This is a genomic window from Pseudomonas sp. 37 R 15 (genome assembly GCF_900004865.1).
Classification (GTDB): Bacteria; Pseudomonadota; Gammaproteobacteria; order Pseudomonadales; family Pseudomonadaceae; genus Aquipseudomonas; species Aquipseudomonas fluorescens_AM.
This window is the reverse complement of record NZ_CVTV01000061.1, coordinates 91450-112986: the sequence shown is the minus strand read 5'-3', so window position 1 is coordinate 112986 and position 21537 is coordinate 91450. Positions and strand designations below refer to the sequence as shown.

At 59.4% G+C, this 21537-nt stretch carries 22 protein-coding genes; 11 read left to right on the top strand and 11 right to left on the bottom strand.

Going from position 1 to position 21537, the window contains the following annotated elements:
* Positions 1-25 precede the first annotated feature (25 nt).
* Together BFQ04_RS26250 and BFQ04_RS26245 are read right to left on the bottom strand one after the other, a co-directional pair.
* A complete protein-coding gene (locus BFQ04_RS26250) occupies positions 26-925 on the bottom strand; it encodes a D-hexose-6-phosphate mutarotase (RefSeq protein ID WP_065953280.1) in 900 nt (299 codons plus the stop codon).
* Positions 926-1000: 75 nt separating this feature from the next.
* On the bottom strand, positions 1001-1405 hold the full coding sequence (locus tag BFQ04_RS26245; RefSeq protein WP_003176975.1) for an acyl-CoA thioesterase: 405 nt from the start codon (positions 1403-1405) through the stop codon (positions 1001-1003).
* A gap of 405 nt (positions 1406-1810) precedes the next feature.
* Here BFQ04_RS26245 and BFQ04_RS26240 point away from each other — a divergent pair, with 405 nt between their 5' ends.
* From BFQ04_RS26240 to BFQ04_RS26210, 7 genes are all read left to right on the top strand, one after another.
* Positions 1811-3100 carry an MFS transporter gene (locus BFQ04_RS26240; protein WP_065953279.1) on the top strand — a complete coding sequence of 430 codons (1290 nt, stop codon included), beginning with the start codon at positions 1811-1813 and terminating at the stop codon, positions 3098-3100.
* 197 nt (positions 3101-3297) lie between these two features.
* Positions 3298-4284, top strand: a complete 987-nt coding sequence (locus BFQ04_RS26235) for a phosphate ABC transporter substrate-binding protein PstS (RefSeq protein ID WP_017135798.1) — start codon at positions 3298-3300, stop codon at positions 4282-4284.
* 386 nt (positions 4285-4670) lie between these two features.
* A complete protein-coding gene (locus BFQ04_RS26230) occupies positions 4671-6704 on the top strand; it encodes an ABC transporter permease subunit (protein ID WP_175413321.1) in 2034 nt (677 codons plus the stop codon).
* Between the two features lie 15 nt (positions 6705-6719).
* Positions 6720-8390, top strand: coding sequence for a phosphate ABC transporter permease PstA (gene pstA, locus BFQ04_RS26225; RefSeq protein ID WP_065953277.1), 1671 nt, complete (start codon positions 6720-6722; stop codon positions 8388-8390).
* A gap of 105 nt (positions 8391-8495) precedes the next feature.
* Positions 8496-9329 carry a phosphate ABC transporter ATP-binding protein PstB gene (pstB, locus tag BFQ04_RS26220; protein WP_065883786.1) on the top strand — a complete coding sequence of 278 codons (834 nt, stop codon included), beginning with the start codon at positions 8496-8498 and terminating at the stop codon, positions 9327-9329.
* A gap of 111 nt (positions 9330-9440) precedes the next feature.
* Positions 9441-10202 (top strand): phosphate signaling complex protein PhoU, encoded by a 762-nt coding sequence (gene phoU, locus BFQ04_RS26215; protein WP_065953276.1) that lies wholly within the window; start codon positions 9441-9443, stop codon positions 10200-10202.
* A 167-nt stretch (positions 10203-10369) separates the two neighbouring features.
* Positions 10370-11278 carry a response regulator gene (locus BFQ04_RS26210; RefSeq protein WP_065953275.1) on the top strand — a complete coding sequence of 303 codons (909 nt, stop codon included), beginning with the start codon at positions 10370-10372 and terminating at the stop codon, positions 11276-11278.
* Between the two features lie 120 nt (positions 11279-11398).
* Here the strand turns inward: BFQ04_RS26210 and BFQ04_RS26205 are convergent, their stop codons facing one another.
* From BFQ04_RS26205 to phoB, 3 genes are all read right to left on the bottom strand, one after another.
* Positions 11399-12739, bottom strand: coding sequence for a hemolysin family protein (locus tag BFQ04_RS26205; protein ID WP_057726098.1), 1341 nt, complete (start codon positions 12737-12739; stop codon positions 11399-11401).
* Between the two features lie 266 nt (positions 12740-13005).
* Positions 13006-14328 (bottom strand): phosphate regulon sensor histidine kinase PhoR, encoded by a 1323-nt coding sequence (gene phoR / locus BFQ04_RS26200; RefSeq protein WP_065953274.1) that lies wholly within the window; start codon positions 14326-14328, stop codon positions 13006-13008.
* A gap of 103 nt (positions 14329-14431) precedes the next feature.
* The gene (phoB, locus tag BFQ04_RS26195) at positions 14432-15121 is read right to left on the bottom strand and encodes a phosphate regulon transcriptional regulator PhoB (RefSeq protein WP_003195617.1); all 690 of its coding nucleotides are present in this window, start codon (positions 15119-15121) and stop codon (positions 14432-14434) included.
* Between the two features lie 156 nt (positions 15122-15277).
* On the opposite strand from phoB, the gene BFQ04_RS26190 reads away from it, so the two are divergent.
* The gene (locus BFQ04_RS26190; protein ID WP_065953273.1) at positions 15278-15655 is read left to right on the top strand and encodes a hypothetical protein; all 378 of its coding nucleotides are present in this window, start codon (positions 15278-15280) and stop codon (positions 15653-15655) included.
* A gap of 119 nt (positions 15656-15774) precedes the next feature.
* Here BFQ04_RS26190 and ubiA read toward each other — a convergent pair whose 3' ends face one another.
* Together ubiA and BFQ04_RS26180 are read right to left on the bottom strand one after the other, a co-directional pair.
* The gene (gene ubiA, locus BFQ04_RS26185; RefSeq protein WP_065953272.1) at positions 15775-16665 is read right to left on the bottom strand and encodes a 4-hydroxybenzoate octaprenyltransferase; all 891 of its coding nucleotides are present in this window, start codon (positions 16663-16665) and stop codon (positions 15775-15777) included.
* Positions 16665-17228: a chorismate--pyruvate lyase family protein gene (locus BFQ04_RS26180; protein ID WP_065953271.1), complete on the bottom strand. Its 564-nt coding sequence runs from the start codon at positions 17226-17228 to the stop codon at positions 16665-16667. Before BFQ04_RS26180 ends, ubiA begins: the two co-directional genes overlap by 1 nt.
* Positions 17229-17421: 193 nt before the next feature.
* On the opposite strand from BFQ04_RS26180, the gene BFQ04_RS26175 reads away from it, so the two are divergent.
* The 3 genes from BFQ04_RS26175 to BFQ04_RS26165 all read left to right on the top strand — a co-directional run bounded on the left by BFQ04_RS26175 (position 17422) and on the right by BFQ04_RS26165 (position 19241).
* Positions 17422-17589 carry a rubredoxin gene (locus BFQ04_RS26175; protein ID WP_065953270.1) on the top strand — a complete coding sequence of 56 codons (168 nt, stop codon included), beginning with the start codon at positions 17422-17424 and terminating at the stop codon, positions 17587-17589.
* Positions 17590-17626: 37 nt separating this feature from the next.
* Complete coding sequence (locus tag BFQ04_RS26170) at positions 17627-18775, top strand: NAD(P)/FAD-dependent oxidoreductase (protein WP_065953269.1); 1149 nt, start codon at positions 17627-17629, stop codon at positions 18773-18775.
* 190 nt (positions 18776-18965) lie between these two features.
* A complete protein-coding gene (locus BFQ04_RS26165) occupies positions 18966-19241 on the top strand; it encodes an HU family DNA-binding protein (protein WP_003213368.1) in 276 nt (91 codons plus the stop codon).
* Between the two features lie 85 nt (positions 19242-19326).
* Here BFQ04_RS26165 and BFQ04_RS26160 read toward each other — a convergent pair whose 3' ends face one another.
* The 4 genes from BFQ04_RS26160 to BFQ04_RS26150 all read right to left on the bottom strand — a co-directional run bounded on the left by BFQ04_RS26160 (position 19327) and on the right by BFQ04_RS26150 (position 21537).
* Positions 19327-19683 carry a DUF7716 domain-containing protein gene (locus BFQ04_RS26160; RefSeq protein WP_057726105.1) on the bottom strand — a complete coding sequence of 119 codons (357 nt, stop codon included), beginning with the start codon at positions 19681-19683 and terminating at the stop codon, positions 19327-19329.
* A gap of 10 nt (positions 19684-19693) precedes the next feature.
* On the bottom strand, positions 19694-20038 hold the full coding sequence (locus BFQ04_RS29570; protein WP_256544623.1) for an HNH endonuclease: 345 nt from the start codon (positions 20036-20038) through the stop codon (positions 19694-19696).
* A gap of 151 nt (positions 20039-20189) precedes the next feature.
* On the bottom strand, positions 20190-20837 hold the full coding sequence (locus tag BFQ04_RS26155) for a hypothetical protein (protein WP_065953268.1): 648 nt from the start codon (positions 20835-20837) through the stop codon (positions 20190-20192).
* A 130-nt stretch (positions 20838-20967) separates the two neighbouring features.
* On the bottom strand, positions 20968-21537 hold the full coding sequence (locus BFQ04_RS26150) for an imm11 family protein (RefSeq protein WP_065953267.1): 570 nt from the start codon (positions 21535-21537) through the stop codon (positions 20968-20970).

Below are 21537 nucleotides of genomic sequence, written 5' to 3'. Positions count from 1 at the left end.
CCCCCTCCCACATTTTGAACTTCGCCTACAGGGCGACAGCGGCGATGCTCACGCCCAGGGTGTGGCTTTCACCGGGCGCCAACGCCACCACATCATCCAGCACATTCGCCGTCTCGACGCATAACATCCCCTGCCAGCCATCGTCGGCCATGTCATCGAAGGCCTTGGCGCGTTCGGTCCACGGGTTCCAGATCACGGTCGATTTCGAACCTTCGCTGGTGAGCTGGATGCGGCGCTGCCAGTCCTTGTCGACGATGCTCAGATGGGCAGGCGTGTCGAGATAGATACGGTCAGTCTCGGCCGTGAAGTGCAGCAGGCCCGATTGCGTCTTCTCGGCCCAGCCATCGGCGGTATCGATATAGGCCGCCCCGTCCAGGCCTTCGACCTGCACCTTGCGCACATCGCTGACGGCGAAGTAGGTGTGCAGTGCCTGGCTGAGGGTCACGGTGTCAGTGCCGCGGTTATGGCTGGTCAGGTGGATATGCAACTGGTCGTCCAGCACCAGGCTCAACGTCAAGTCGACCTGATGAGGCCAGCCAGGAAAGCCGCCTGCCGGTACGGGCAGCGCAAGATCCACCCGCAACGCCTGGCCTTCAAGCTCGGTTGCGGCTAATTCCCACAACGCCGTACGCACAAAACCGTGGGCACCGGCCGGCTGATCGCTCTGGCGCATTGCCTTGACGCTCTGCGGGTTGCGGTCGAACACACCAAACCAGGGCCAGCACACCGGGACGCCGGTACGAATGCCTTTGCCCTGCTTGAACACCGCTTCGGGGTTCGGCCAGATCAGCGGCTGCTCGCCGTCGCGCTGATAACTGAAGATATGCGCGCCCTGTTGGGCCACCCTCAACTCGGCGCCGTTGTGGCGGATGCGCCAGCAGTCCAGCGCGTCGATTTTCACGGTTTCAACGTGGGGCGTCGGCATAACAAAGCTCTCTCAATGGCAGGCAATGGGCAATGGCAGGCAATGGGGCAATTGACCGTGAAAACCCGATGAGGTTTAACGCGCGCGCGACGGAACCGAGCGCGTGCGGCCGCTGCCGTCGATGGCGACGAACACGAATACCGCCTCGGTGACCTTGCGCCATTCGCTGGACAGCGGGTCGTCGCTCCACACTTCGACCATCATCTGGATCGAGCTGCGGCCGATTTCCAGAGCCTGGGTATAGAAGGACAACTGCGCGCCCACCGCGACCGGTACCAGGAATGCCATGCGATCAATGGCCACCGTGGCTACGCGCCCGCCGGCCACCTTGCTGGCCATTGCCGTACCGGCCAGGTCCATCTGCGCGACCAGCCAGCCACCGAAGATATCGCCAAAACCGTTGGTTTCACGCGGCAGCGCAGTGATTTGCAGGGCGAGATCGCCTTGCGGGATAGGATCTTCTTGTTCGAGTTCGATCATGCCGAAGGTGCCTCTGACCCGTGACGCTTCATGGGTATTTCAAGTGGATAGCCGTCTTCTGGAAAAACGTTTCAGCACCAACATACACCGCTCGATGCGTTTCTCGTAAGGCGAACTAAAGGGAAACTCTGCCAAATCGGCTGGATGGCGCCCAACAACGTTTTGGCACAGCAGCCCGTCAAGACTGGGGTTCCTGCGCTTGCACGGGCGAGTATATCGGGACGCTGGCGCGACGACGACCACCTGAGGCTCATTTGGTCGGTTAATAGGCGCTGTATCGGGGCTTTTGCGCGCAACTGTTTTCACAGCGCTGTGCTTTTTCAAGCGATTTGCTATCTTGCCAAACCCGCCGCAAGTCACGGGCGTGCAGTCCTTTACGATGATTACTATAAGAGAAGCCTTGCCATGTCCTCCGTGCCCGCAAGCAGCGCGCAACCGTCGCGCCCGCTGACCCGCAACGACTACAAAACCCTGTCGCTGTCTGCCTTGGGCGGGGCGCTGGAGTTCTACGACTTCATCATTTTCGTATTTTTCGCCACCGTGGTCGGGAAACTGTTCTTCCCCGTCGACATGCCCGAATGGCTGCGCATGATGCAGACCTTCGGCATCTTCGCCGCCGGCTACCTCGCCCGCCCGCTGGGCGGCATCATCATGGCGCACTTCGGCGACCTGCTGGGCCGCAAGAAAATGTTCACCCTGAGCATCTTCATGATGGCCGTGCCGACCTTGATCATGGGCCTGTTGCCGACCTACGCGCAGATCGGCTTGTGGGCGCCGCTCCTGTTGCTGCTGATGCGCGTGATCCAGGGTGCGGCGATTGGCGGCGAGGTACCGGGCGCCTGGGTATTCGTCTCCGAACACGTCCCGCCACGCCACATCGGCTACGCCTGCGGTACCCTGACCAGCGGCCTCACCGCCGGTATTCTGCTGGGCTCGTTGGTCGCCACCGCCATTAATACGGTCTATACCCCGGAGCAGGTCTCCGATTACGCCTGGCGGATCCCATTCCTGCTCGGCGGTGTATTCGGCCTGCTGTCGGTGTACCTGCGCCGCTGGCTGCATGAAACACCTATTTTCGCCGAGATGCAGCAACGCAAGACCCTGGCCGCCGAGCTGCCGTTGCGCGCGGTATTGCGCGACCACCGTGGCGCCATCGTGTTGTCGATGCTGCTGACCTGGCTGCTCTCGGCCGGCGTCGTGGTGGTCATCCTCATGACGCCGACCGTGCTGCAGACCGTCTACCACTTCAGCCCCACGGTTGCGTTGCAGGCCAACAGCCTGGCCATCGTGACCCTGAGCCTGGGTTGCATTGCCTCGGGTGCCCTGGCCGATCGTTTTGGTGCCGGTCGTGTACTGGTCACCGGTTGCGCATTGTTGCTGGCCACTTCCTGGACGCTGTATCACAGTCTCATGGCCCACCCGGACTGGCTGTTCCCGCTGTACGCCTTGACTGGCCTGTTTGTCGGCACCATCGGCGTGGTGCCTTACGTGATGGTCAAGGCATTTCCGCCGGTGGTGCGTTTCAGTGGCTTGTCGTTCTCCTACAACGTGGCCTACGCCGTGTTCGGTGGGCTGACGCCGCTGGCGGTGTCGCTGCTGATGAAGGAAAGCCCGATGGGGCCGGCCTACTATGTTGCTGCCTTGTGCTTGATGGGGATGGTGGTGGGTGGGTATCTGTGGAAGCGTTCCCGCTGACACTGCCCTGATCTCCTGTGGCGAGCGAGCAAGCTCCCTCGCCACAGTGAAGGTGTTCATTGACCGTTTTACGTTCCCAAGCCTGCGCTTTCGATAGTGGCCTTTCATCTAACTGTCACATTGCAGACATAGAGTGTTCACACGGCCTCTCGATACTTGGCCCCGATCCAACTATCCCTATCTGCTAGGAGCAAGGCATGAAACTGAAACGTTTGATGGCGGCAATGACGTTTGTCGCTGCTGGCGTCGCGACCGCCAACGCGGTGGCTGCTGGCGTTGACCCGGCGATCCCGGCTTACGTCAAGACCACTGGTGTGTCGGGCAACCTGTCCAGCGTCGGTTCCGATACCCTGGCAAACCTGATGACCCTGTGGGCCGAGGGTTACAAAAAGGAATACCCGAACGTCAACATCCAGATTCAAGCGGCCGGCTCCGCCACCGCGCCACCTGCGCTGACTGAAGGCACCTCCAACCTGGGCCCGATGAGCCGCAAGATGAAGGACACCGAACTGGCGGCCTTCGAGCAGAAGTACGGCTACAAGCCAACCGCTATCCCGGTAGCCGTGGATGCCCTGGCGGTATTTGTGCACAAGGACAACCCGATTCAGCACCTGACCATGGAACAGGTTGACGCGATCTTCTCTTCGACGCGCTTGTGTGGCGCCAAAGCCGACGTGAAAACCTGGGGTGACCTGGGTGTGACCGGCGACCTGGCCAACAAGCCGGTTCAGCTGTTTGGCCGTAACTCGGTGTCCGGCACCTACGGCTACTTCAAGGAAGAAGCCCTGTGCAAAGGCGACTACAAGCCTAACGTGAACGAACAACCTGGTTCGGCTTCGGTCGTACAGTCGATCAGCTCCTCGCTGAACGGCATCGGTTACTCGGGCATCGGCTACAAGACGGCCAGCGTGAAGACCGTGGCCCTGGCCAAGAAAGGCAGCACTGACTTCATCGAAGACAGCGAAGAAAACGCCCTGAACGGCAAATACCCGCTGTCGCGTTTCCTCTACGTTTACGTCAACAAAGCCCCGAACAAGCCTCTGGCTCCGCTGGAAGCTGAGTTCGTGAAACTGGTGCTGTCCAAGCAGGGCCAGGAAGTGGTAGTGAAAGACGGTTACATCCCGCTGCCAGCCAAAGTTGCCGCCAAGGCCCTGGCTGACCTGGGTCTGAAAGAAGGCAACTGATTGCCTCTGCGGGCGCCGGTACGCCGGTTCCCGCATCACTCATTTTCAATCCGCTGCCAGCCCTGCTTCGCGGCGGATTTCCTGCGTCACTGCACTGTCATCTTTCTGTCATACAGGACCGCTAGGGTGTGCGCATGAATGATCTGGCCAATTCCACCATGACGACGACTTCTCCCCCCAAGCGCATTGATTTCAATACGCCTGAGCTGCAACGCAAGCGCCGCATTCGCGCGCTCAAGGATCGTTTCACCCGCTGGTACGTATTGGTCGGCGGCCTCGCCGTGCTGGGTGCCATTACCCTGATTTTCTTCTTTCTCGCCTATGTGGTCGCGCCGCTGTTTCAAGGCGCCTCGCTGACCAAGGAAGACGCGCTGACGCCTGCCTGGATGCAGGACGCCGGCAAGCCATTGCTGATCTCGCTGGAAGAACAGAACCAGGTTGCCATGCGGGTTTCCGACAAGGGCCAGGCGCTGTTCTTTGCAGTCGACACCGGCACCGAGCTCAAGCGCGTTGACCTGCCGCTGCCGGCCGGTACAAGCGTTGCGTCTATCGGCGAAGACCAGCCGGGCAGCCCGCTGGTGATCCTGGGTTTGTCCAACGGCCAGTCCATGGTGTTCCGCCACACTTATAAAGTGTCTTACCCGGACGGCAAGAAAACCATCACGCCGGCAATCGAATACCCTTATGGCGAGACGCCGATCGTGCTGGATGAGGCCGGCCGCCCGTTGGAGCACGTCGCGCTCAATGCCACCGATACTTCCCTGGTGGTGGCAGGCTCGGCCGGTTCGCACTTGAACGTGCTGACCCTGAGCCGCGAAGAAAACATGATGACCGGTGAAGTCACCAGCGAGCAGAAGCGTGTCGAGCTGCCGCAAATGACCGAGCCGGTGAAGGCGATCTTCATCGACCCGCGCCAGCAATGGTTGTATGTGATCAACGGTCGTGCCCTGGCCGACGTGTTCAGCCTGCGCGACAAGAGCCTCAACGGTCGCTACAAGCTGCTTGAAGACGGCACTGCCGACGTCACCGCCAGCACTCAGCTGGTGGGCGGCATCTCGCTGATCGTCGGTAACTCCAAGGGCGGCCTGGCCCAGTGGTTCATGGCCCGCGATCCGGATGGCGAGCAGCGCCTCAAGCAAATCCGTACCTTCCAGATGGGCACTGCGCCCATCGTGGAAATCACCGCTGAAGAACGTCGCAAGGGTTTCACTGCCCTCGACGCCTCCGGTCAGTTCGGCGTGTTCCACAGCACCGCGCACCGCACCTTGCTGGTCGATCCGGTGGTCGACGGCCCAGGCGTGTTCGGTTTGTCGCCACGGGCCAACCACGTGATCGTCGAGGCCGGTGGCAAGCTGCAACCGTTGCTGCTCGACAACCCGCACCCGGAAGTGTCCTGGAGCGCGCTGTGGAGCAAGGTCTGGTACGAGAACTACGACGAGCCTAAATACGTCTGGCAGTCGACTGCCGCCAACACCGACTTCGAGCCCAAGATGAGCCTGGCGCCGCTGACCTTCGGTACGTTGAAAGCCGCGTTCTACGCGATGTTGCTCGCCGCGCCGCTGGCCGTAGCCGCCGCGATCTACACCGCTTACTTCATGGCCCCGAGCCTGCGCCGCAAGGTCAAGCCGGTGATCGAGTTGATGGAAGCGATGCCCACGGTGATCCTCGGCTTCTTCGCCGGCCTGTTCCTGGCGCCTTATGTGGAAGGGCATCTGCCGGGGATTTTCAGCCTGCTGATGCTGTTGCCGATTGGCATCCTGGTGGCCGGCTTTGTATTCAGCCGGTTGCCTGAGTCGATCCGCCTGCGGGTGCCGGATGGCTGGGAAAGCGCGATCCTGATCCCGGTGATCCTGTTCGTGGGCTGGCTCTCGCTGTACATGAGCCCGTACCTGGAAACCTGGTTCTTCGGCGGCGACATGCGCATGTGGATTTCCCATGACCTGGGCATCACCTACGACCAGCGCAACGCCCTGGTGGTCGGCCTGGCCATGGGGTTCGCGGTGATCCCGAACATCTACTCCATCGCCGAAGACGCGGTGTTCAGCGTGCCGCGTGGCCTGACCCTGGGCTCCCTGGCCCTCGGCGCCACGCCCTGGCAGACCATGACCCGCGTAGTGATCCTGACCGCCAGCCCGGGCATTTTCTCGGCATTGATGATCGGCATGGGCCGCGCCGTCGGCGAGACCATGATCGTGCTGATGGCCACCGGTAACACGCCGGTGATGGAGATGAACCTGTTCGAAGGCCTGCGCACCCTGGCGGCCAACGTCGCGGTGGAAATGCCCGAGTCGGAAGTGGGCGGCAGTCACTACCGCGTGCTGTTCCTCTCGGCGCTGGTGCTGCTGCTGTTCACGTTCATCATGAACACCCTCGCCGAGCTGATCCGTCAGCGTCTGCGCAAGAAATACTCGTCGCTTTAAGAAAGGTAGAAGTCTGTGAAACAGAACTCCCTGAATGGATGGTTCAAGAGCGGCGCCCCCGGCGTCTGGATCAGCGGTGGCGCGGTGTCCATCGCGGTCATCATGACCATTGGTTTGCTGGCGGTGATTGCGGTGCGCGGTCTGGGCCATTTCTGGCCGGCCGACCTGATCCAGGCCAACTACAGCGTGCCGGGCCAGGCCAACCATATCGTCATCGGCGAAGTGGTGCAGAAGGAAGAAGTCCCACGCGAGCGCCTGAAAAGCGCTGGCCTGCCGGTGCCCGATGAGGGCCCGGAGTTCATGACTCGCGAGCTGATCAAGGTCGGCAACCGCGACTTGAACGGCAATGACTTCACCTGGATCGTCGGCGAATGGTTGAAGGACCAGACCACGCCGGTGCAGTTGATGACCATTGAGCGGCGTGAATGGGGCAACTTCTACGGCACCCTGGTCAACGTCAAGCAGGATGGCAAGATCATCGCCGAAGGCGAGGCCGCGTGGCCGGAGTTGCAAGCCCGTGTGGACCGCGTCAACACGCTCGCCGCCCAGCTCAAGAGCCTGGAAAAAACCGATATCGGTGCGATCAATGCCGGGCTGGAGCGCGTCCGCCTGCACGGTCGCAAGCTGGAGCTGGAAGGCAAGCTCGACGCCGCCGCCCAGGCCGACATGGACGCCGACCGCGCCGAACTGAACGCCCGCTACCAGGACATCGAAGCGCGCCTGGCCGACCTGCACGCCCAGTTCAACCGCGACGCGCTGACGGCCCGGGACGGCAACGGCAAGGAAATCGAAATCGGTATCGGCAAAGTGGTACACGCCTACCAGCCGAACGCCATGGGCACCCTGACCAAGATCGGCTTCTACTTCAGCAAGGTCTGGGAGTTTCTGAGCGACGATCCACGGGAAGCCAACACCGAAGGCGGGATCTTCCCGGCGATCTTCGGCACCGTGATGATGACCCTGATCATGGCGATGATTGTCACGCCATTCGGCGTGCTGGCGGCGGTGTACCTGCGTGAGTACGCCAAGCAGAACACCCTGACGCGGATTATCCGCATCGCGGTCAACAACCTGGCGGGCGTACCGGCCATCGTCTACGGCGTGTTTGGCCTGGGCTTTTTCGTGTATGTGCTGGGTGGCTCGGTGGACCGGCTGTTCTTCGCCGAAGCCCTGCCGGCGCCGACCTTCGGCACGCCGGGCCTGCTCTGGGCCTCGCTGACCCTGGCGCTGCTGGCGGTGCCGGTGGTGATCGTGGCCACCGAAGAAGGCCTGGCGCGGATTCCTCGCACCGTGCGTGAAGGTTCCCTGGCGCTCGGCGCGACCAAGGCGGAAACGCTGTGGAAGATCGTGCTGCCGATGGCCAGCCCGGCGATGATGACCGGCATGATCCTCGCCGTGGCCCGGGCCGCCGGTGAAGTGGCGCCGCTGATGCTGGTCGGCGTGGTGAAGCTGGCCCCGTCGCTGCCGTTGGACGGTAACTACCCGTACCTGCACCTTGACCAGAAGATCATGCACCTGGGCTTCCATATCTATGACGTCGGCTTCCAGAGCCCCAACGTCGAAGCGGCGCGGCCGCTGGTCTACGCCACAGCCCTGCTGCTGGTGCTGGTGATCGCCACGCTCAACCTGTCGGCGGTGTGGATTCGTAACCACCTGCGCGAGAAGTACAAGGCGTTGGACAGTTGACAGCTAAAGCTAAGTCACAAGCGGCAAGCCTCAAGCTACAAGCCGCTTTTGCTCAAATCTTGCAGCTTGCAGCTAAAAGCTTGCAGCTACGAACGGAGTGAGACCATGCAACACGAAACCCATTCCCACGGCATCAACATGTCTGCCCTGGGACGCGACAAGCAAAGCCTGAGCCTGGCCCAGGAAACCGTGGCCATCGAAGTGCCGGGCCTGAGCCTCTACTACGGCGACAAGCAGGCGCTGTTCGACGTCAGCATGAACATCCCCAAGCAGCGCGTGACTGCCTTCATCGGCCCGTCCGGCTGCGGCAAGTCCACGTTGCTGCGCACCTTCAACCGCATGAACGACCTGGTGGACGGTTGCCGCGTGGAAGGCGCCATCAACCTCTACGGCACCAACATCTACCGCAAGGGCGAAGACGTGGCCGAGCTGCGCCGCCGCGTGGGCATGGTGTTCCAGAAGCCCAACCCGTTCCCCAAGACCATCTATGAAAACGTGGTTTATGGCCTGCGCATCCAAGGCATCAACAAAAAACGCATTCTCGATGAAGCGGTTGAATGGGCACTCAAGGGCGCAGCGCTGTGGGACGAGGTCAAAGACCGCCTGCACGAGTCGGCCCTCGGTTTGTCCGGTGGCCAGCAACAGCGTCTGGTCATTGCCCGCACCATCGCCGTGGAACCTGAAGTGCTGCTGCTCGACGAACCGTGCTCGGCCCTCGACCCGATTTCGACGCTCAAGGTTGAAGAGCTGATCTACGAGCTCAAGTCCAAGTTCACCATCGTCATCGTGACCCACAACATGCAGCAAGCCGCGCGGGTGTCCGACTACACCGCGTTCATGTACATGGGCAAGCTGGTGGAGTTCGGCGATACCGATACCTTGTTCACCAATCCGGCGAAAAAGCAGACCGAAGACTATATTACGGGGCGGTATGGTTAGCCCCGGCTGCAAGCCGCAAGTTTGAAGCGGCAAGTAAAAGCAGTTTGATTAACGACACACATCAGCTTGCAGCTTGTAGCTTGCGGCTTACAGCTTTTGCGGAGCAAAACCATGATTTCAAAGGAAGGCCTTACCCACCACATCTCCGCGCAGTTCAACGCCGAGCTTGAGGAAGTGCGCAGCCACCTCCTGGCGATGGGCGGGCTGGTGGAGAAGCAAGTCAACGATGCGGTCACCGCGCTGATCGAGGCCGACTCGGGCCTGGCCCAGCAAGTGCGTGAGATCGATGACCAGATCAACCAGATGGAACGCAACATCGACGAAGAATGCCTGCGCATCCTGGCCCGTCGCCAGCCCGCAGCTTCCGACCTGCGTTTGATCATCAGCATCTCCAAATCGGTGATCGACCTCGAGCGTATCGGCGACGAAGCCACCAAGATCGCCCGCCGCGCCATCCAGCTGTGCGAAGAAGGCGAAGCGCCGCGTGGTTACGTGGAAGTGCGGCATATCGGCGACCAGGTGCGCAACATGGTGCGCGATGCCCTTGACGCATTTGCGCGGTTCGATGCGGACCTGGCGCTGTCGGTGGCCCAGTACGACAAGGTCATCGATCGCGAATACAAGACTGCCTTGCGTGAGCTGGCCACCTACATGATGGAAGACCCGCGCTCTATCTCGCGCGTCTTGAGCATCATCTGGGTGCTGCGCTCGCTGGAACGCATCGGCGACCACGCGCGCAATATCTCGGAATTGGTGATTTATCTGGTACGCGGCACCGACGTTCGGCACATGGGCCTCAAACGCATGAAAGCCGAAGTTGAAGGCAACGCTGATCTTATCCCTAATGTTCCGGGCGAATCTGACGATAAGTAAGGTTGCCCGAGAAATTAACGCCCGGCCATTGGTCGGGCGTTTTCGTTTGTGGCGAGCGGAATTTATTGCGGACGGGGCGTAATAAGTCCTAACGTGACTGCAGAGTTTTGGCAAACTGCCATCAGTCAGGCGTACTGCCAGCCAAGGTTTTATAGGATGAAGGGTCGATGAGTAAAGTCAGTGTGTTGGTGGTGGATGACGCCTCGTTTATTCGCGACCTGGTGAAGAAGTGCCTGCGCAACTACTTCCCGGGGATCAAGATCGAAGATGCGGTGAACGGCAAGAAGGCGCAATCCATTCTGATGCGCGAGACCTTCGACCTGGTGCTGTGCGACTGGGAAATGCCGGAGATGTCCGGGCTTGAGCTGTTGACCTGGTGCCGCGAGCAAGCCCATCTGAAGGCCATGCCGTTCGTGATGGTGACCAGCCGGGGTGACAAGGAAAACGTGGTGCAGGCCATTCAGGCCGGCGTGTCCGGTTACGTCAGCAAGCCGTTCACCAATGAGCAGTTGTTGAACAAGGTCAAGCAGGCCCTGCACAAGATCGGCCGCCTCGACGCGTTGATTGCCAGCGCGCCGACCAAGATGAACTCGGCCTTCGGCAACGACTCCCTGAGCGCGCTGACCGGTGGCAAGCCCGAAGCTGTCAAACCGGCGCCGGTGTCGGTGGCGGCAGCCCCGAGCAGAGGCCTGCTCAATAGCGCGCCTGTCGCCGCCGCCCCGACCGCTTCGCCTGCCGGCGGCCGTGGCCAGGGCCAGTTGCGGCTGTCCAGCGGAACGCAGCAGTGCGTGATCAAGGCGCTGAGCATCAAGGAGGCGTTGTTGGTGGTGCGTCGCGGTGAGGTCCTGCCCCAGGTACTGGAAAGCGCCGTGCTCGACCTCGAACAGGGCGAGAACGCTGAAGTGGCACGCCTCAACGGCTACCTGCACGCCATCGTTGCCTACGAGCCCAGGCCCGACAGTGACTGGCTGCAACTGACCTTCCGGTTTATCGACCAGGATGCGCAGAAGCTGGACTACATCTCCCGGCTGATCGCACGTGGTACCGCGCAGAAGCATTTTGTGCCGGGTGCGTAATTCAAAGGATGACCACTCACCAATGTGGGAGGGGGCTTGCCCCCGATTGCGGTCTATCAGTTAAAAATATGCTGACTGAACCACCGCTATCGGGGGCAAGCCCCCTCCCACATTGGGTAGTCAATCCAGCATCAACACCTTGGCCAGCACGATCTTCGGTCCTTTCATCTTCTTGATGATGATCCGCAAGCCCTCAACCTCCAGCACTTCTTCCTCTTCAGGCACCCGTTTCAAGGTGTCGTAGATCAGGCCGGCCAGGGTTTCGGCTTCGATGTGGTCCAGGTCGATGCCGAGCAGGCGTTCTACCTTGAACAGCGGGGTGTCGCCACGCACCAGCAGCTTGCCCGGCTGGTAGGCGAGGATGCCGCGTTCGGCCTTGCGGTGTTCGTCCTGGATATCGCCCACCAGCACTTCCAGCACGTCTTCCATGGTCAGGTAGCCAATGATCTTGCCGTCGGCTTCTTCCACCAGGGCGAAGTGCGCGCCGCCTTTGCGGAACTGCTCCAGCAACTGCGACAACGGCATGTGCCGCGACACGCGCTCCAGCGGGCGGGTCAGTTCGGCCAGGTTGAACGACTCGGGGATATGGTCCAGGGCCGCCAATTCAAGCAGCAGGTCCTTGATGTGCAGCAGGCCCACGAACTCGTTGCGCACGGCGTCATACACCGGGTAACGGCTGAATTTGTGGCGACGGAACAGCGCCAGGATTTCCTTGAGTGGGGCGTTGAAATCCAGGGTGACCAGGTCCTCCCGGGAGTTGGCCCAGTCCACCACTTCCAGTTCGCCCATTTCCACGGCGGAGGCGAGTACGCGCATGCCTTGGTCGCTCGGGTCCTGGCCACGGCTGGAGTGCAGGATCAGCTTGAGCTCTTCGCGGCTGTAATGGTGCTCGTGATGCGGGCCGGGCTCGCCCTGGCCGGCGATGCGCAGGATGGCGTTGGCGCTGGCGTTGAGTAGGTAGATCGCCGGGTACATGGCCCAGTAGAACAGGTACAGCGGCACGGCGGTCCACAGCGACAGCAATTCGGGTTTGCGGATGGCCCAGGATTTGGGGGCCAGCTCGCCGACCACAATGTGCAGGTAGGAAATCACGAAGAAGGCGGCAAAGAACGAAACGCCCTTGATCACCTCCGGCGACTCCACGCCTGCGGCGCCCAGCAAAGGCTCGAGGATGTGCGCAAAAGCCGGTTCGCCGACCCAGCCCAGGCCCAGGGAGGCGAGGGTGATACCCAGCTGGCAGGCCGACAGGTAGGCGTCGAGCTGGCTGTGCACGGTGCGCAGGATCTGCCCGCGCCAGCCGTTGGTGTGGGCGATGGCCTCGACCCGGGTCGAGCGCAGTTTGACCATGGCAAATTCCGCCGCAACGAAGAAGCCGTTGAGCAGTACCAGGACCAGTGCAAAAAGAATCATGCCGAAATCGGCGAAAAGTGTCGCGAGGGTGATACCAGGGGAAGGGTCCATGATGGGGTTTTGCAGGTTCCGTCTGTTCAATAGGGGGAAGGCTGGCCTGAAAGGCAGGCGCAAGTCGGCCAATGTAGCGGCTGATGGGGCGCTTGCCTAGTGGTTGCTGCCGGGCGGGGCCTGGAATGCATTCCCCAGATTCATGCACAACCACTGTGGGAGGGGGCTTGTCCCCGATAGCAGGGTGTCGGTCAGCACATCTGGTACTGATACACCGCTATCGGGAGCAAGCCCCCTCCCACAGTGGGTGTTGTGCTGTGTTTGAGTTATTCGTCATTTCCGACGAGCCGCGAACGGGTCACCTGCGTTGTCGGAAAGTGGCAGGTAAATGTACTGCCATGCCCCAGCACGCTGCTGATCTCCAGGCGTGCCCGATGGCGCAGCAGCACATGCTTGACGATCGCCAGGCCCAGCCCGGTGCCGCCGGTATTGGAGTTGCGGCTGGAATCGACGCGGTAGAAGCGCTCGGTCAGGCGTGGCAGATGCTTGGCGTCGATACCGATGCCGGAGTCCTGCACGCTCAGGTGCGCCCCCTGTTCGTCGGCCCACCAGCGGATGCGGATATTGCCCTTGTCCTGGGTGTACTTCACCGCGTTGAACACCAAGTTGGAGAACGCACTGCGCAGCTCGCCCTCGCTGCCCTTGAGCAGCACCGTCGGGTCGGCTTCCAGGGTGATCTGCTGGCCGCGTTCGCCGGAGAGCGCCTGGGCGTCGTTCTTGATGGTTTGCAGCAGGCTTTGCACCGCCACTGGGTGGTTATCGGAGGGGTAATCGGTGGCCTCAAGCTTGGCCAGCAGCAGCAAGTCATTAAGCAGGGTCTGCATGCGTGAGCCTTGCTGCTGCATCTGCTGCAGGGCGCGGCTCCAGCGCGGATTGATCTCGTCGACATTGTCCAGCAGCGTCTCCAGGTAGCCGCAGATCACCGTCAACGGCGTGCGCAGCTCGTGGGAAACGTTGGCAACGAAGTCCTTGCGCATCTGTTCCAACTGATGGATGCGGGTCACGTCGCGCACCAGCATCAAGTGCTCGTTGTTGCCGTAGCGCGTCAGGTACAGCTGGATACGCATGCGATCATTGGTGGGCGAGGGGATTTCCAGGGCTTCTTCGTAGTTGTCCTGCTCGAAGTATTCCTTGAAGCGCGGGTGGCGTACCAGGTTGGTCACCGGCTGGCCGCTGTCCTGGGGGGTCTTGAGGCCCAGCAGGGTCTCGGCGGCGCGGTTCCACCATTCCAGGTTGCCGTCGCTGTCGAGCATGATCACCGCGTCCTTGAGCGCGGCGGTGGATTCCTGTACCCGATCGATCACCGCCTGCAGGCGCCCGCGCACCCGTTGGTCGCGGCGCTGCAAGTGGTAAATGCTGTCGAACACTTCACCCCACAGGCCGTAGCCATCGGGGGGAGCTTCGTCGGGTTTGTGCTGGCGCAGCCATTCATGCAGGCGCAGCAGTTGCTTGAGGGTCCAGCCTAGGTACAGCGCGATGCCGATGGCCAGGCTCCAGCCGTAATAGCCACTGATCAGCCCGACCAGCAGGCAACCGGTGACCAGCAGGAGCATGTGGCGAATCAGGGTGCCATGCCAGTTTTGGTTCATGGAGCGTCCTTCGGAGCAGCTTCAAGTTTCAAGCTGCAAGCTTCAAGTCAGAGCGAGGCGGCTTTTCTCTTGCCGCTTGTAGCTGATCACTTGCAGCCAGGTTTCAACCTTTGGTTGAAAACCGGTAGCCCGTGCCGCGCACGGTTTGTACCAGATTCTCATAGGCATCGCCCAAGGCTTTGCGCAGGCGGCGGATATGCACGTCCACGGTGCGCTCCTCCACGTACACATTGCCGCCCCACACCTGGTCCAGCAGTTGGCCACGGGTGTAGGCGCGCTCCTGGTGGGTCATGAAAAACTGCAACAGACGGTATTCGGTCGGGCCCATCTCAGCCGGCTTGCCGTCGATGGTCACGCGGTGGCTGATCGGGTCCAGGATCAGGCCGTCGACTTCGATGGGGGCTTCGCCGTCGGTCGGGCCGGCTCGGCGCAGTACGGCTTTGAGGCGAGCTACCAACTCTCGCGGAGAGAAAGGCTTGGTGATGTAGTCATCGGCGCCGACTTCCAGGCCCTGGATCTTGTTGTCCTCTTCGCCCTTGGCGGTGAGCATGATGATCGGGATATCCCCGGTCAGCTCGTCACGCTTGAGGCGCCGGGCCAGCTCGATACCGGAAGTGCCGGGCAACATCCAGTCGAGCAGGATCAGATCCGGCTTGCGGTCGACGATAATGGCATGGGCCTGCTGGGAGTTCTCCGCCTCCAGGCAGTCGTAGCCGGCCATTTCCAACGCAACGGCGATCATCTCGCGAATGGGCGCTTCGTCGTCAACAATCAGAATGCTCCTGCCAACCATGCTCAAAAATCCTCTTTGTCATTTAACTGTCTTGCGCCGCATTAGATAACGGAATTATTGCAGTCGTGTGACAGTAATTTAGACCCTTGGGCAATTCACGGCACTCTGGACTACCCTTTGGGTCCGAATCCTGACAACCACAAAAGGAAGGTTCCGATGACTTACAGCACGATTTCCTGGAAAGCCCTGCTGGTAACGGCCGCGTTGACGCTGCCGGGCCTGGCTTTGGCCGCAGAACCTGCGATGACGAAAGACGGGATGCTGGTTGATCACAAAGGCCTGACGCTCTACACCTTCGACAAGGACGCCGACGGCAAGTCCGTGTGCAAGGACCAGTGCGCGACCAATTGGCCGCCGCTGAAGGCCGAGTCTACCGATACCAAGGCTGGCGACTGGACAGTGATTACCCGCGACGATCAGACCAGTCAATGGGCCCACAAAGGCAAGCCGGTCTACACCTACAAGGATGACAAGAAAGCCGGTGACAAGACCGGGGATGGCAAGGGTGGGGCTTGGCATATCATCAAGCCTTGACTGCGCGGCGCTGCTGAAATCATCGGGGGCAAGCCCCCTCCCACATTTGAAGGTGTTAACCCATCAACTGTGGGAGGGGGCTTGCCCCCGATGGCGTCGGAACAGCCACCGCAAACCTCTCAGCGAACCGCGTAATCCACCACAATCCCCACAAAAATAGCCAACCCGGCCCAGTGGTTGTGCAAGAACGCCTTGAAGCACTTCATACGGTCCCGGTCTCGGGTGTACCAGAATTCCCAGGCAAAACAGCCTGCCGCCGCCAGCAGACCCAAGTGAAACCAGCCGCCCAGCTCGAACCGGGCCCCGGCGAGCAACAGGCACACCAGCGCCAGGCCCTGCAGGGTGAGAATGATCACGCGGTCAGCATCACCGAACAGGATTGCAGTGGATTTCACGCCGATCTTCAAATCGTCGTCGCGGTCGGTCATCGCGTAATAGGTGTCGTAACCCACCGTCCACAACAGGTTGGCGATGTACAGCAGCCAGGCCTCGGCTGGCAGATGGCCGGTCTCGGCCGTGAATGCCATCGGCATGCCCCAGGAGAACGCCGCGCCCAGCACCACCTGCGGGTAATAGGTGTAACGCTTCATGAATGGATAGCTTGCCGCCAGCGCCAGCCCGCCAAGGGACAGCAGGATGGTGCTGGCGTTGGTCAGCAGCACCAGCAGGAAACTGATGCCCATCAGCAGCGCAAAAAACACCAGTGCCTCTTTCGAACTGATCTTGCCGCTGACCAGCGGACGTTGCTCGGTGCGTTTCACATGCCCGTCGACCTTGCGGTCGGCCCAGTCATTGATCACGCAGCCACCGGCACGGGTCAGCACCACACCCAGCACGAAAATCACGATATTGAGCAGCGACGGCGAGCCCTTGCCGGCGATCCACAGCGCCCATAGCGTCGGCCACAGCAGCAGGTAGATACCGATAGGCTTGTCCATGCGCGTCAGTTGAATGAAATCCCAGGCCCTGGGGTTCAGGCGATTCAAGGATTTGAGCACACGTTGGTACATCAGCGGTTCTCCGGATGGTCATGCAGCACCTGCCAGACACTCGGCAGGAAGACTTCCGCCACCAGCACGCTCAGCGCCCCGCGATCGAAACGCGAGCGGCGCGCCCACAGCCCGTCGACCTGATCCGCAGCGGGTAGCCAAGGTGCCGGGTAATGGCACACCTCGATCGGCTGGCGGGTAAAGGCGCGGTCGCAGAACAACAACTCGCCCAGCGAGCGGCTGCCCAACTCATCCATCTGCAAGCCGTCGCCCTGCAATGCCCCGCGTGACGCGACACTGCGGGCAAACACCCAGGGTTGGTCATGCCCGCGCAAATACACCTCGCGTACCCAGCCGACAGTGCCCGGGGGCAGGGCCAGCGCCGTACATTCATCGTCGCGCAACGGTTGCCAGCCTTCGAGCAGCGGCGTCACGCTGAAGTCGTTGCCGGACAGCCCTGTCAGCCGCCGCGTCAGCGAGCCTTCATCGAACAGCCAATCGAGGGTCAAGGGCGCAGGCATCGGGCTCAGAAGGCTCTGGGGCAGCCATCGGCAAGCATCGGAAGGGGCGATTGAGTGCGGCACGGCAAGTCAATATTGGCGGCAAAAGAGGCGGCGAGCTTACCATGGCGTCCTGAACTTTTGCCGGGCTGACCCGACGTTTAAGCCAATCCTACTTGCATCTGCCGGCTGCGATCAGTACAAACGCCCTGAGCCGAGCGGCAGCGCTGGTCTATCGACCGTCGGCCAAGATGCCTGGACCCTGAGGAAGTACGTAATGAAAAAGTGGCAATGTATCGTCTGTGGCCTGATTTACAACGAAGCGGATGGTTGGCCGGATGACGGAATTGTGCCCGGCACCCGTTGGGAAGATGTTCCGGAAGACTGGCTGTGCCCGGACTGCGGCGTAGGCAAAATGGATTTCGAAATGATCGAAATCGGCTAATTTGAAGTTTTACGAAACGTACTACAAGGAGAAAGGAATGAACTCACCTGTCGTGATCATCGGCACAGGATTGGCCGGTTACAACGTAGCCCGGGAGTTTCGCAAGCTCGACAGCGACACCCCATTGCTGCTGATCACCGCGGATGATGGGCGCTCCTACTCCAAGCCCATGCTCTCCACCGGTTTTGGCAAGAACAAGGAAGCCGATGGCCTGAGCATGGCCGAACCTGGCGCCATGGCCGAGCAACTCAAGGCCCAGGTACGCACCCACACCCGTATCAGCGGCATTGACCCGGGCCACAAGCGCTTGTGGATCGGCGAGGAGTCAGTGACCTACCGCGACCTGATCCTGGCCTGGGGTGCCGAGACCGTGCGTGTTCCGGTCGAGGGTGACGCCGCCGAGCTGATTTTCCCGATCAACGATCTTGAAGACTACGCGCGCTTTCGCGCCGCCGCTGCCGGCAAACGCCGCGTGCTGTTGCTCGGCGCCGGCCTGATCGGCTGCGAATTTGCCAACGACCTGATCCTTGGCGGCTATGAAGTCGATCTGGTCGCGCCGTGCGAACAAGTCATGCCGACCCTGCTGCATCCGGCGGCTGCGGCTGCGGTGCAAGCCGGGCTGGAAGGCATTGGCGCGCGTTTCCACCTGGGGCCGGTACTCAACCGCCTGCAACGCAACGCCGATGGCCTGGAAGCCCATCTGTCGGACGGCGAAGTGATCCAGTGCGACCTGGTGGTCTGCGCCATCGGCCTGCGCCCACGCATAGACCTGGCGGCGGCGGCCGGCCTGCAGATCAACCGCGGCATCATGGTGGATCGCCACCTCAAGACCTCCCACGCCAATATCTACGCCCTGGGCGACTGTGCCGAGGTCGATGGCTTGAACCTGCTGTACGTCATGCCCCTGATGACCTGCGCCCGCGCCCTGGCCCAGACCCTGGCCGGCAACGCTACCGCCGTGAGCTACGGGCCGATGCCGATCACCGTGAAAACCCCGGTCTGCCCGCTGGTGGTCTCGCCGCCTCCACGCGGTAGCGAAGGCGTATGGAGTGTCGAAGGCGAGGGCGCCGACATCAAGGCCCTGTGCCGCGACGCCAGCGGTCGCCTGCTGGGCTACGCGCTGACGGGCACCGCCGTCATGGAAAAACTGGCATTGAATAAAGAACTTCCGCCGCTGCTGGCGTAAATGTCGGTCGTTCTGTCGGAATCAGCCTCTTCTTACCCGTAGAAAGGTCGCGGCGAGGCTGGCGGAGCGTGCGAGGGCATGCCATCCTCACTCCCGTCTGCCGCAGAGTAGAGCCTGCGGCGCCTTGGCGCTGCTCCACCAGAGAGCAGCACGGACATAACAACAAAAAACCGTCAAAGAGGCTTCACATATGCGTAAACCAGAACTCGCCGCCGCCATCGCTGAAAAGGCCGATCTCACCAAGGAGCAGGCCAACCGCGTCCTCAACGCCGTTCTCGAAGAAATCACCGGCGCCCTGCACCGCAAGGACAGCGTCACCCTGGTCGGCTTCGGCACTTTCCTGCAACGCCACCGTGGCGCCCGCACCGGCAAAAACCCGCAGACCGGTGAGCCGGTGAAGATCAAGGCCAGCAATACTGTTGCGTTCAAGCCGGGCAAGTCGCTTAAAGACAGCGTCAATCCGTAAAAGCGGTACCGCCTGAAGGGAAGCGGGTTGGTATGAAAAATGGGCACGCCGACGGGGTTGGGTGCCCATTTTTGTTGGATAGGAATCAGCCTTCCATGAAGTCGTCGTATTCCCGATAGTGATTGATTGCTCGGATCAAAATATCATTATCTGGCGCGTTAACCTTCTTTTGAATGACTTCAAATATGGCTTGTAGAGTTTGCACATCCAACCAAGTTTCGACGTTTTCTTTTTCCAGGGACTTGGGGATAAGCTCGCCGGCAGAATTCTCGACTGTTTTATCGTCTTCCTCGAGATCGTCAATTTCCTCCTCGGAAATGAGGTAGAAAATTGCATTCCTTGGTTCTTCTTCCCATTTATCCAAGTTGGTATAGACCCAGTCGTTATCGGTATGGGAGTTGACGGTGCTGAACAGGTTGGTGATGCCTTGCATCTTTTTCATCAGTGACTCCTCATTTTCTACAAGATGACCCGCCACCCCAGGTTTTTCTGCCGCCTACTCGTTTACCGTTACGGCCTTTCGGGTGGTAGTCGCCGTGACGGTTTTTATGGTCCTCGTGACTGACCAACTGCAAATTGCCACCTACTACAGGGTGGTGATGCCAGGTCGAGCCTTTCATTGCTGTTGTTCTGAACGTGCCATTTTTCTTCGGCGCAACCCATTTTGAGATGCCTGGGTGTTTTGCTTCGACAGTAGCTTGCAATGCGGGATCGTTCTTCATTGCGTAATGCAGTTGTCTGTTGGATTCGGCGAAATGTACGGAGTCCTTTGAGAAGGGAGAAGGGGACGGATTTATTTTCGCAATTGCTTGGCTAGGAGATCTTTAAATAAATCTTTCCCTTTTTCTACTTTTCTATAAAAACTTGATAGCCTTGCTGCCGTGGAGCTGCACACCGCGAACTCCAAGATAGCCTTGAATTTTGTTGGTTGAGTAAGGGATTTCATTATCAAAGAGCGATTTCAAAAACCACTTTGCCGAGACGATTTTTGATTTTATAAGCAGAGTCATTGATTTCCGCAGTTTTGAATAAGTCGCTCCGGTCAATAAAGCCGGGCAGCTCATGCATCCAGCTTTTTTTATGTGCCGGGAAGAGCTCTTCACAGTACCAGCCTTCACCGACTGCAGCATTGAGCACTCGATAAACATTTATCTTGGATTTTTTATTTTTGCTGGTTTTTGAGAGTTTTTTGATTTGAGTTTCTAGTTCAAAATTTGTTTTTAATACGCCCTCAGCGGTTGAGTTGATAACATCAACAATGGCTTGATTGTCTTCTTTTTTCGTTGCAATAAGAGTGAGTGATTGACGCAACGTTTCCAATAATTTTTCATCCTGGCTACGGCGGTTCAGAGAGAGAAACTGTTTGAAGTCGAAATTTTCAACGAAGATATTGGTCACGCCTAAGACATTATCAAATACATCTTCGTCTCCGCGAGGTCCCAACGAAACAACTATTTTGCTACTACCGTTTAGCTCGACCTTGGGCAGCAACGTCATGAATATCTGGGTAACGTGATGGCTCAGTTGACGTACACGAACGCCATCTCTCAGAGCAGATGCGTCACTTTCTTGCAAAGTCAGTAGATTTAGATTCATTGCAGTATTCACTTCGAAAAACTAACCGATAAAGGGGTCGGATTTATTTATAGTCCCTATCCGGATTAAATAGGTCCGTCCCCTTTATTGTTCCCTTTATTGTTGTTTATTGTTCAGTCCCCTTTATTGTTCAGACTTGGATACCTTTGGAACAGTCTACGAATCGAAGACCTTTAAGCTGGGATGCTTCGCATTGCTGCTTGAACTGCTGGGAAACAAAGATGCGTTGTGAACTTTCCTTAGCTCTCACGATATGGTGATTGCCTAAGGTAGCAGGTGGCAGACTTTGAAGAGTGGTGAATCTCAGAGGGCCATCCGGCATAAAGCTGAACATGGGACCATATTGAGAGTTATTCAAATCAATACAAGGAAGTATCTGGATCACATTGAATACATAGTAACCTTCCAGCTTTTCTTCTTTTAGATAAACGTTGGCAGGAAAAAGCTGAACGTCTGTCGGGAATTTGCGCAGTACGTTGGCCATTGCCTCGCTTACAAATTCAAGCGTGTCACTTTGAAGAAGATCGAAGGACATTAGGCGAGATGCGCTGATCTTATTTTTATTTCTAAAGGTTGGAGTGGTAGCAATTGATGATTGCTCTTCTCCACTAATAAACAATAGGTGGTCGGGAGATTTTTTCTGGTCGTATTTGAACCAGTAAATTTCTGAATAATTTTCACTGATTTCTAATAGGTACAT